The 12,022-nt window shown below is 44.8% G+C and carries 9 protein-coding genes; 4 read left to right on the top strand and 5 right to left on the bottom strand.

Annotated elements, in window-relative coordinates; all coding sequences use genetic code 11:
• Positions 1-49: 49 nt before the first annotated feature.
• From GO755_RS22915 to GO755_RS22900, 4 genes are all read left to right on the top strand, one after another.
• A complete protein-coding gene (locus GO755_RS22915) occupies positions 50-310 on the top strand; it encodes a hypothetical protein (RefSeq protein ID WP_157587629.1) in 261 nt (86 codons plus the stop codon).
• 194 nt (positions 311-504) lie between these two features.
• On the top strand, positions 505-2,937 hold the full coding sequence (locus GO755_RS22910) for an endonuclease MutS2 (RefSeq protein WP_157587628.1): 2,433 nt from the start codon (positions 505-507) through the stop codon (positions 2,935-2,937).
• A gap of 105 nt (positions 2,938-3,042) precedes the next feature.
• On the top strand, positions 3,043-3,705 hold the full coding sequence (locus GO755_RS22905) for an HAD family hydrolase (protein WP_157587627.1): 663 nt from the start codon (positions 3,043-3,045) through the stop codon (positions 3,703-3,705).
• Positions 3,706-3,786: 81 nt separating this feature from the next.
• Positions 3,787-4,569, top strand: a complete 783-nt coding sequence (locus tag GO755_RS22900) for a hypothetical protein (RefSeq protein ID WP_157587626.1) — start codon at positions 3,787-3,789, stop codon at positions 4,567-4,569.
• A 16-nt stretch (positions 4,570-4,585) separates the two neighbouring features.
• Here the strand turns inward: GO755_RS22900 and GO755_RS22895 are convergent, their stop codons facing one another.
• The 5 genes from GO755_RS22895 to GO755_RS22875 all read right to left on the bottom strand — a co-directional run bounded on the left by GO755_RS22895 (position 4,586) and on the right by GO755_RS22875 (position 11,954).
• A complete protein-coding gene (locus GO755_RS22895) occupies positions 4,586-5,338 on the bottom strand; it encodes a response regulator (protein ID WP_157587625.1) in 753 nt (250 codons plus the stop codon).
• A 4-nt stretch (positions 5,339-5,342) separates the two neighbouring features.
• Positions 5,343-7,073: a histidine kinase dimerization/phosphoacceptor domain -containing protein gene (locus GO755_RS22890; RefSeq protein WP_157587624.1), complete on the bottom strand. Its 1,731-nt coding sequence runs from the start codon at positions 7,071-7,073 to the stop codon at positions 5,343-5,345.
• 392 nt (positions 7,074-7,465) lie between these two features.
• Positions 7,466-7,972, bottom strand: coding sequence for an MOSC domain-containing protein (locus GO755_RS22885; RefSeq protein WP_317165942.1), 507 nt, complete (start codon positions 7,970-7,972; stop codon positions 7,466-7,468).
• A 107-nt stretch (positions 7,973-8,079) separates the two neighbouring features.
• Positions 8,080-9,003, bottom strand: coding sequence for a metallophosphoesterase family protein (locus tag GO755_RS22880; RefSeq protein WP_157587623.1), 924 nt, complete (start codon positions 9,001-9,003; stop codon positions 8,080-8,082).
• A gap of 227 nt (positions 9,004-9,230) precedes the next feature.
• Positions 9,231-11,954, bottom strand: coding sequence for a DUF5686 and carboxypeptidase regulatory-like domain-containing protein (locus tag GO755_RS22875; RefSeq protein WP_157587622.1), 2,724 nt, complete (start codon positions 11,952-11,954; stop codon positions 9,231-9,233).
• Between the last annotated feature and the right edge of the window lie 68 nt (positions 11,955-12,022).

The following is a 12,022-nucleotide window of genomic DNA, read 5'->3' as shown; positions in this document are numbered from 1 at the left end:
AATCGTCCTTACTTATCAGTTTAGCCTACAAAATAACTAGACAAAAGTTATGGCTAATCACAAAACCACAGACCAGCCGGGTTCCAACAACCTGCAACCCGGTCGAGAACGAACTCGAAATCAGAATGCCCAAAATAGCGGTGGGCAACGACCTAATGGAGAGAAAACGATGACCAATGCCAACAAAAGCAAACAGGGTCCCGAAGATGAACACTTTTGGTCGGACAAAAGTAACCCTGAGCTTGTCGAGGAACGGGGAGAGCACGGGCACTTAGGACATAGCGGCAACCGCAATGGTAGTCGAAAATAAACGCTAATACGTATAGTGCTTGCAGATTCACTTCTTTCTCTTTGTAAGGAGAAAATGTGAATCTGCATTTTTTATGCACCAAACTCTGCCAGAACACCTAAGGTAAGCCACGAACCCTCTTTCCGATCGTTATGTTATCTTTATGGGGCAGATACAGAAAACCACGCCCCAGGATACTACGGCTAATTAATTAAATGCTTTACCCAAATACCTTAGAACAAAAACTAGGTTTCGATACCATTCGTGAACGACTCAAAGAAGCCTGTGTCAGTCCATTAGGACAGGATTATGTTGAGAAGATTCGATTTACGGATAATGTACAACTGATTGACAAACTGCTTCAACAAACGACAGAATTTAAGCAGATTGTTCAGTACGAGCCTGATTTCCCGAATAGCAATTACATCGATATTCGTCCACATCTGAGTCGGGCACGTGTAGAAGGTCTGGCACTAACCGAAGCGGAATTTTTCGACCTTAAACTGGCCCTTAGAACAGTTCAGGATTGTCTGCGTTTTTTATCCCGACAAGGTGATACTAAACGCGACGAAGGTACTTCGTTCCCGTTCCTCAAAGAACTGGCCGGACCAGTAGGTGTTGATAAAAAATTAACGGAAGCCCTTGAGCGTGTTATTGATGACCGGGGTAATGTCCGTGATTCGGCTTCGCCTGAATTAGCCAGCATTCGTCGGCGAATTATTGGCGAGCAGGCCAATCTGCGCAAACGGCTTGATAGCATTATACGCCAGGCCCGGCAAAATGGCTGGATTCCTGATGACTTGTCGCTGACCGTGCGCGGTGGGCGATTGGTTATTCCGATTGCTGCCGAACATAAGCGCAAGATCAAAGGCTTTGTTCATGATGAGTCTCAAACGGGGCAAACGGTGTTTCTGGAACCAGCCGAAGTGTTCGACGCTAACAACGAAATCCGCGAGTTGGAATATGCCGAACGGCGTGAAATCTACCGGATTTTATTAGCGTTAACTGACCAGGTTCGCCCCCATTTAGAGGACCTAAGAAAGGCGGTCAACTTTTTGGCGCAAATCGATTTCATTCGAGCGAAGGCTAAACTAGCTGTTCAATTGGACGCAATCATGCCCAAGCTCCATGACCGACCTTTTGTAAACTGGATCAATGCTCGCCATCCTCTGCTTTATCTTTCATTTGCGAAGCAAGGCAAAACGGTGGTTCCGCTAAACGTTCGACTAGACGAGAAAGCGCGTATTCTAATTATTTCCGGACCTAATGCTGGTGGTAAATCGGTAGCGCTAAAAACCATTGGTTTGTTGCAATATATGCTGCAATGCGGGCTATTGATACCAATGGCTGACTATGCAGAAATGGGCGTTTTTCAGAATTTGTTTATCGACATTGGTGATGAACAATCTCTTGAAAATGACCTTAGTACATATTCGTCACACCTGACAGCCATGAAGCAATTCCTGATTGGGTCTAACAAACGGACACTGTTTCTAATCGACGAGTTCGGTACAGGAACAGAGCCAGGTTTGGGAGGGGCTATCGCCGAATCCATTTTGGAAGATCTCAACAAATCGGGGGCTTATGGCGTGATCAATACGCACTATACCAACCTGAAAGTAATGGCCGATAAAACGTCGGGGCTGATTAATGGGGCTATGCGCTTTGATGGTGAGCATCTGGAACCGCTATATCAATTAGAAATTGGTCGGCCTGGTTCGTCATTTGCTTTTGAAATTGCGCAGAAAATCGGATTACCCAAGGGCGTTATTGATCGGGCGAAAGAAAAGCTTGGCAACCAGCAGGTCAACTTTGAAAAGCTGCTAAAAGAGTTAGATATTGAGAAGCGTGTTTTCTCCGAAAAAAATATCGAAATCGGTATCAATCAGCGGAAGTTAGCTCAGCAACTCGCTGAATATACCGCGTTGAAAACCCGTCTGGACAATGATCAGAAGAAGATTGTCAACGACGCTAAACAGAAAGCCAAAGCACTGGTGCAGGAAGCGAATCAGCGTATTGAAAACACAATCCGCGAGATTAAGGAAAACAAAGCTGAACGCGAACCGACCAAACAGATTCGGCAGGAGTTAGAGCGATTTGAAGAAAAAGAACTAAAACCTGAGCCGATTTCCATAGAAACACCAAAACAAACTGAGGAAGAGTTTGAGCATGATGGCGGTGCTATTGCTGTTGGCAGTTATGTTCGTGTAGCAGGCCAAAATACAATTGGTGAAGTGCTTGCTCTGCGCGGGAAAGACGCTGAAATTCGTATTGGAGACCTCAAATCGAATGTTAAATTGAATCGACTCGAAAAAGTAAGCAAGAAGACATTCAAAGAGGCAACTGACGTGCGAGACGACCGACCCCGTAGTCAGGGTATGGATATGAACGAGAAAATGCAGAATTTCAGCTTCAACCTCGACATTCGAGGTAAGAGGGGCGAAGAAGCTCTTGGCGAAGTTGATCGCTTCTTCGATGATGCACTAATGCTCGGCTATCCCGAACTTCGCATCGTTCATGGAAAAGGCGATGGTATTCTGCGGACACTAGTGCGAAATCACCTGCGCGGTTATAAGCAGGTAGGTAAAATGGAAGATGAACACGCCGATCGAGGTGGTGCGGGTGTGACAATTGTAAAGATGAAATGATTTATAAAAAGCAGAGGTAAAGAGGATTCGCAGAGCCTGCAGAGAAAAGAATTTAACTCTGTGTTCTCTCCGAGTCCTCTTTACCTCTGCGTTTAAAACATACCTATGAAAGCTGTAATTTTTGACATGGATGGAGTCATTGTTGACACCAACCCACACCACCGAACTGCCTGGCGGGAGTACTATCAGCGTAATGGAAAGACCCTAAGCGACGATGATTTCATTCAACATGTTTCAGGAAAACACAATGCGGATATTGTTGCCCATTTATTTGCGAATCAGACGCTTAGTCCCGACGAAGTGGTTCGATTAAGCCATGAAAAAGAGGCACTTTTCCGGGAATTATATCGCCCAGTCATTACGCCCGTTCCTGGCTTGATACCCTTTCTGAAATCCTTGAAAGAGGCCGGTATTCGAACGGCAGTGGCCACATCAGCACCTGTAGAAAATCTTGATTTTGTGATGGATGCTCTGCAGATACGATCTTATTTCGATGCCCTCCTGAATGAAAGCATGGTCAGCCATCCGAAACCTGATCCCGAAATTTATCAAAAAGCCATGATGATGTTAGGCGTTGAGCCAACGGAAAGTGTCATTTTTGAGGATTCGATGACGGGTATTCAGGCGGCCAAAGCATCGGGAGCATTTGTTGTGGGGATGGCCACAACCCAATCACCAGATGAACTCCGACCGTTCGTAGACGACGTAGCAAGCGACTTTACAGAAGTGTCTCTTGAGCGGATACAACAATTGGTTAGGTTTTTTTAACAGCATTTAATGATTTCAACGTGTATTTTTGTAAATATACCCTTTTGAAGGACTAGTCTTACCGGTTTAGCGTACTTACACATGGCCTACAAACGCCTATTCATACTCTGTTTTATCAGCCTCCTAAGTTGGTCGGGCAGTGCCTGGGCGCAGGGCAAGTATGTAATTGGAACAGTTATCGATCAAGCGACGAAAGGGGCTGTTGATAAAGTGTTTGTTGTGAATCAGCGCACCCGGCAGCGCGCCCGTACCAATACAAGTGGGCGTTTTTTTCTGACTGTTCAACCCGGTGATTCACTCATTCTGACCAGCCAGCTTTACAGCCGCACGGGTATTCGTTACGATGGTTCTGACAATCCGACGATCATGGCCCTTGCTCTCCCCCCTATGCCCTATCGTGTGGTCGATCTTGCCGAAGTAACTGTAACAGGTAAACGCTATGAGGAAGTAAAACGCGAAATTCAGCAACTCCTCGATGAGCCGGTAGCCTCAAAAAAAGTAACGGGTGAGCAGGCTTTTGATCGCGTAGCCGACGGCGCTGGAATAACTCTGCTCTACGAGATGTTTGGTAAACGCCCCAAATCAGACCGGAAAGCGTATTATATTATGCAGCAGGATCGGCGGCATGCATTGGCCCTGGAGCGGTTTAGATTACTGGTTGAGCAATCGACATCTTTAAGAGCCGAAGAGGTTGATCGTTTTTTTGATTTTTGCGATTTCGAAGATGATTACCTTCTTAAAGCGGAAGACTACGACTTGATTAATACTATTCAGCAGCTTCGTAATCGCTACCGCGATGGGCTCAATCGTCGTCCCAGCCGAATTGCGGCCGATCCTAATCAATCTCTTCCGAAGCAACCATAGCTTCTATACATCTGGCTTAACTTGAGGGAGCTCTTTTTGTCCGAACAACCCTAAGTTTATTCATCAATTCCTTTCGGCTTGCAGCAGGAATTGGAATGGCTGATTCGTGATTTACCAAATATAGATGACTGGGCTCCAGCCGTTCCAAATAGTTTAAATTTATAAGCAGTGATCGCGATAAGCGATAAAAATTAGGCGTTGGAAAATACTGAGCCAGGTGACTCAGATTCATGCTGATATAATAGGTCTTTTTGTTCACCAGAAAAATCTCCACATACGATCCATCGGCTTGAATATAAAGCACATCGTTAGGATCTATTTTTTCGTGTCCTTTATCGACCGGAAAATACAAATAGTCTGAAACAGGAATAGTGGTCGTTTTGGCGAGTGTATATTGATAATAATGGTAAGCTAACTCAACTTGTATTTTTAATTCATCATGCCGAAACGGTTTCAGTAAATAGGCGACTGGCAATGTCTCTTTCGCCGACTGGAATGTTTCTGGCTCTGAATTGGCCGTCAGATACATAATGGGCATATGGTGAATTTCCAGAAGTTTTTTCGCCGTTTCAATCCCATTAGCCGACGAGCCTTCCAGATGAATATCGATTAATGCCAGATCGGGTGGATCGTTTTTAACGGCCTTTACTGCATCCTGAAACGTACGAGCAATCGCTGTCACCACGTGTCCAGCCTCTTGTAGGGTTTCCTGAAGATCCATAGCCGTAATGGTTTCATCTTCAACAATCAGAATCTTTAGTGGCTTCATGAGTCTACACGCTGAATTCCATCGCAAACACTACCCCTGAATGCATATCTTCTGCATCAGAGTAAAAGTGATACATTCCATTTATTTGTTCTACCTGTGCCTGAATCAGTTGCATACCAAATGAACCATTCCGGGTAGCCTTTGCTGTTGATAATCCTGGCCCATTATCCGTTATAATGAGCTCTAGTTTTTTGTTTTTTCGGTGGCAACTAATCTCCAGTTCAGGACCTTCATTGTCAGGAAAAGCATACTTACAGGCATTGGTAATCAATTCGTTTACGATCAGCCCAAAAGGAACAGCTTTATCGGCAGATAAAATAATTTCGTCAACAGAAAATCGAACGGTTATGTTTGGGTACCCATATGCTCTCAAGACTCCCCTCACCACCTCTCGAATAAAGTCGCTCAAATCAACTTCCGCTAATCGACCTCCATCATACAGTCGCTGATGAAGTATAGCCATTGACTGTACCCGAAGGCGACTTTCTTCGACCGCTTTCTTAGCTGTTGTATCTGTTAGCCGTTTTGATTGCAGACTGAGCAAACTCGAAACAACCTGCAAGTTGTTTTTTACGCGATGATTTTGCTCTTTAACTAACTCCGCATTTCGATGACTGATTCGCTGATTTTTGCGGTACAGTCGAAAAAAAATGATACTCATTCCGGCAGCAATCACAAATAAGGCAAATGTTGCACGAGTAAACTGTTGTTGTAAGCGTAAATTCTGGGCATTTAGATTTATTTCCTTTTTCTGAGCATTTAGGAGCGTTTCTTTTTTTTCAGTTTCATATTCTACATTCAAGCGGGTAATAGCTCCATTCTGGTCGGCCAGAAGCTTAATTCGTTCCAGTTCATTTAACCTTCTCAATCGATCAAACGCATTTTTCCACTGACCTGAAGCTTCAAAATAGCGAACAAATTGATTTTCTAACCCCAGTCTAATCTCATAGTCACTTAGCTTTTTAGCCTTATAAAGATTTTCAGCTTCAATCAACGTTTGAAAAGCTTGTTCAGACTTACCGAATGTTAAATAAGCAGCCGCCAAATGCAGCATTGTATTTACTCGAATGCCGTCTTTGTTATTAAGTGTAAATAGATTTAATGCCTTCTGGAGATAAGGAATTGCTCGTGGATCTTTAATTTGGGTAAAGAGCGTCCCCAATTCAAGACTTACTTCGGCGAAACCCATCGTATCGTTTAGCTTACGACACAAAGATTCTCGCTTCATATAATATGAAAGAGCTGTATCAAATTCAGGCGACTTACCAGATAGTCGCCACATCGTTTCGTAAATCTGCGCTAAAGCTCCATAAGCCCGTACCAACGTCTGGTCCTTATTTCTTCGAACATGTTGCGCCACCTGCAACGATAAATTAGCGTAATGCAAGGCCTGTTCCAAACGATTCAGTCTATTTTCGCTTTCACTCAATCGAACATACAATCGACTGAGCTCAAACGAATCACCCCTGGGTTCATGTATGCGCAGTGCTTTTACATAATAAGACTGTGCAGTCCGATAGTCACCTACAAAGACATAGGCTTTACCATAGAGGTACCAGGCTTCGGCCAACAGTAATGAGTCTTTTTTGGCAATAGCCTCTTGTTCCAGCTGCCTGGCTTTCTGAATTTTTTCCGGATTTAATGCTAAGCGAATTGGCTCTTGCGCCACGACTCTTATAGATACGAGCCCCCATAACACGACTATATAGGCAACACGAGTAACAAGTCGAGGCATTAAGCTAGATAGTTAAAGGAGGGAATATATACTCGGGTAGCCTTTAAGAAATCATAAGTTTCGTACCAAATGTACTAAAACATGTACAAACTTTCATCGGAATTATTCTACAAGAAAGATAGTCTAATTGGCAAGAAAAACTCACCTATTGGTAAAGCTATCGTTGCAAATAAGTGAGAAATAAGGCAAATTTGAAAGAATGCCTATTGAAATTTACTCATAGTAGTAAGTAAATATACCCTTTCATCTACCACGATTTACAAGAATTAAGTAATTCGGGTATAGTATGATGGTGACAGTTACATAGATGGCTTTCCGTTTCTATCCTACAACTAAAACTGGTCCTATTGTTCAACTTTTTTCTTTTGTAAAATTTGGTCGAAAATTTACGTCTATTCCTGAGTTGAAAAATGAGCCATACGACTAGAAACGATAACCTCGTCTCCTACTCGTATGGCTCCACTATGAATCACTTTTGCAGTCAGTCCACCATGGCCGCGCATGGCATTGTAGCCACCTGGCCCCAAAGCAACTTCCATCTTGGAACATGGATGGCATTGTCCGGTAATTTCAAGGATTGCATCACCAATCTGAATTTGGTGGTTTTTTAAGGCTAGTAGGTTTAGCCCCGACACAACAATATTTCGGCGCAGAAGAGCCGGGTCGAGTGCACCTCGAGCTGTAAGTGCAGCCACTACGGGAAGGTGTTCGGCCTGAATGAGCGTTACATGTCGATTACCACTACGCCCGCTGTAATGATCTCCGAGAATGCCTTTCTTATCTGAAACATTAATTTCATTGACCACTTGCACAGGCTCGCGTCGTTCGGGCCGAATGCCAAGCCACTCTACTCGACCAGGGCGAGGAAATACGTTGAATAAATCTTTGATGTTGTACACTATCTGAACCGGGATTTGTTTGATTTAACTGATTGACTATGATTTTGTCTACTGAACTAATCATGGCAATCAATTAAATCATATAAATCCCGGTTCAGACAGTGTAATTAGACATAGTTCACATATGAATTTACAACCGAACCATCGTCAAATAAATCGACAAGGGCGTAACCGGCACCTGTATGATGATATTTACCAAACCACCAGGCTCCGCTAACTGCCCCGTTGCAGAAATACGAAACGCCGTTATAATCGACCCGGTCTGTTAAATGAATATGGCCGCTGAGGGCGGCCTTTACGTTAGGGTGGCGGTGAAATAAATCGGTAATGCGAACAGTATCGCTATGCATCCATCGTGCCGGTACGTTCCAATTTTCGTTAGCGAACCGCTGTCCGTCGAAGAATACGCAGGCGGCTAGTATTGGCACATGAGAGACAATTAAAATTGGTGTTTCGGCGGGGGTGCTTTTCAAATCGGTTTCGAGCCAGTGGAATTGCTCGTCGTCCAGATGGGCTGTGTACCAGCTACCATCGGCTTTGGGTTGAACACTGTCTAAGACCACGATATGCCAGCCATTTTGATCAAGGCTATAGTGTCGTTTCGACATGGCCAACTCATCCATTGCCCACTGACGACCTTCTTCGAAGCAAAGCTTGGTTTCCTGACGGCACCAGATATCATGATTGCCTACACAACTCAATAGTGGTAAAGCATTTTCGCTACGAAGCACATCCTGATACAAGCGCCATTGCCGACTAACACTGTCTTTACCCCGGCCGTGCGCTTCCATAATAGCATCACCGCCGTTGATAATCAAATCAGGCTTATCAGCTAAGCTTTGCACATGATGCAGGCATTTTTCAAAACCTTTGGCTGCTCCTACTAACGGCTGCATATGCACATCGGTAAGGTGCGCAATTCGCAAAACTCGTTGCTTCGGCGTTGGTGCTACTTGAGCAGTGCACAGATTATGACCCGAGAGAGCCAGAAGACCTGCACCCATTCGCCTAACTATATCCCGACGATTCATTCGTACATTGGTTTGCGCAAAGTACGGCTCCGTCTGTGACTTACTGATTATGTGGGTTTTATGCTTTTGTTAGGAAATTGGCCACTTGAGAAGAGATTTGTTCACATTGTCAGAACCGGGATTTAGCTGATTTAGGGATTTACTGGATTTTGTTTTTATGGATTCACTTCAAAGAAGCGCAAAGCAAAATCCAGTAAATCCCTAAATCAGCTAAATCCCGGTTCTGACTACCTCCCGAACTTCAACGTTGTTCCAATTCTAAAGCCTAATCCTTGGTACTTCGCATCCTGCCACTGCGAGATGACTTCTACCCGGAAGAAAGGCAGAACCTGCGGAATAAGACCATCTAAACCATAACCAACCTCGGTGTAATTCTTCGAAACTGGCGTATACAGATAATGTACGAACAGGTTCTCTTTCAGGCCAATTAATCGAACCAGCGTTAGTTGTGTAATCAGGAATTTACGAAACTCACCCAGAACATGCGCTTCGGCGAAGTGCCTGCCGGTGCTGTACTGATAATAAGGCAACAACCGATAAGTCGATACGACATCGCCCTGTTGGAAGAAAAACTCGTTCCCAGCGAAATGTTTGAAATCAGGGAAATACACTTTCCGATCATTGAGGAAAGCCCCAGCGCTGAGTTGATAATTCAGGCGGCTCCGAATACCGGTCTCAAACGAGTGACTAATGCTTCCCTGTATAAAGTCATAATCAACCGCATCGGCTGAGCCATCGCTGATTCCTTTTCTGTAGTTAAGCGTCAGTAGTGGAGCGTCGTTATTGCGTTGGGCAATCCGTCGGCCATTGCGAATGGTGTATTGCGTTGTGCCGAGTTTGGCCGAGGCCGTCAAGTTCAGAATCAGGGCATTATGCGTTGGAAAACTAGTGCTGCTCACTTCCGAATTGTCGGGACGGTTTGAGGTGTAAATCCGGTTGCGCCAGTCAATCCAAGGCTTGAGATCTTCTCTGTAGTTCGCCAGCTCGGTTCGTCTGGCATATTCCAGGCTACCGGATAACGATACTCGGTTCTTAAACGGCGACGCACTCACGCTCAGATTCAGAAACTCTTTCTGGTAAAGTTTCATGAAATTCTGCTCAAACAGGAGCGTTGTCAGCGAATTCAGAAATGGGCTAATCGGATTATCTGGGTTGAGCTGATATAAATACCGCCCACCCGTCAAACCAACTCGCGTGGTTTTATATTGATAACTCGCCTGTCCATAACCCACAAATTGTTTTCGACCAAACTGATACCGGCCCGTACCACCAATGTTCCACTCGCCCAACGGAATTTGCCTGAATCGACTCACCGAATCCACTTTCTTCCGATATCGCAGATTAAGCGCCCCTTCCAGACTATAGCCTTCCACGGTATTGTACTCGATCCGGGTCAACGGGCTGGTATAAATCAGCGAGGTCTGTTTCGACAATCGCCATGTATTGCCAAACAGTAGTTTGTCTACCGAAAATTTACTTTGTGATTTTTTCTTCTGTGTGCTATCTCGACGCTGGGTCGTATCAGCCTTAACGTTTACTTTTATCTCATGCGTTAAACCAAGGCTGTCAGCTTTTCGATAGCTTTTGATTTCCGCAGTAGTTAGCGGCACTGATCGTAAGGAGTCCCAGAAGACATTCGAGCGTTTGCGGGCCAGTGAATCAACTACAAGCGAATCGTCACGCACGACGGTTACGTCTTCTTTCCGGTTCTTGCGAGCCTGCTTCTCCTGCTTTTCGTACTCTTTCACCATTTGTCGAAGGTTCTTCGTCGAGAATTCCTTCTGCTTCTTCACTAGTTCATCGAAATTCTTACCTTTTATATCGCCTTTAGAGAGGGTTTGCGTAGGGGGTGCTTTCTTCTCATCAGCTACTTCGATATCCTCAACAAAAGCAGGATTCACAACAAACTCCGTGAATGTCAAATTTCGAATATAATAGCCGGTAGCTTTTACGCCCAGATAGGAACCTTTGCCCTCATAGCGCTGATTGGTTGGCATCCAGACACCTTGTATCGGGCTACATATATGCCGAACCGTAATGGAAACACCGATATTATTGACGGTTTCCAGTTGCAAACTATGAATGGCCCAGGTGTTTTCAATGATATAAATTGTTCCCCGAAAAACACCTTCGCCATATTGCCGGGGAATAATCTGAATTTTACTTACCTCAACCGGTTGTCCATTTGGGCCTGGCTCCCGAAACGTGCCTTTATATTCAAATTTATAATAAGCAAACGCTTTAGGCGATAAGGGCGATACGGCTCCGGCAATCGTCGGATTATAAAAACTAGCATTATAAAATTGATTCGGACTTAAAAAGTCTCCCTGCGAATTGCGATTGGCAATGATCCGCTGTCGATACGTATTGGGCTGGCTAAAAGACACTTCGGCTACAGTCTCATTTAACAAAGGTACGCCCACTTTAAAATTGGCTTCTTTCTCGGCCTCTTTCAATTGTTTGCGGAAGGCCATCTCAGCCAGATTGGGGAGATCGAGAACCGTAAATGACGACTTTGTGTACACTCTTGCCTTGAAGCGCTGCACCTGCAACTGATGGAAACGACTTTTGGCAATAGCCCGGCGCATAATTGTGTAGGCCGGATCTTCGTTACCCGCTTTGGTCTGTACTTCGGCCAGGCGAAGTGCCTGTTCTTCGAGCGTAGCATCTACTGTCGTAAAGCCCGTTTCGATTTGAACTGGTTTCTGGATGGTCTGAAAGCCCAGGTATTGAAAAACGATGTCGTATTTGCCCGGTGCCAGCGCGATTTCATAACGACCCTCGGCGTTGGTAATCGTACCTGTTGGCGTGCCTTTGACAATCACAGCCGCAAACGGAAGAGCCTCGCCCTGTGCATTTTTGACTGTACCACGCAAGCCTGAACTACCAGTTTGCGCTGTTATAACGAGAGAATACAGACAGGCGGTTAAGAGTAATAATATAAACTTCATGCAATCCTTGGGGTTGGCAATTGTACGAATGTACTCGTTTAACGAAGTATAGCGCTCAATTTTTCTAC

Source organism: Spirosoma arboris (assembly GCF_009754945.1).
In the GTDB taxonomy this organism is placed as follows: Bacteria; Bacteroidota; Bacteroidia; order Cytophagales; family Spirosomataceae; genus Spirosoma; species Spirosoma arboris.
This window is presented reverse-complemented; position numbering and strand designations above follow the sequence as displayed.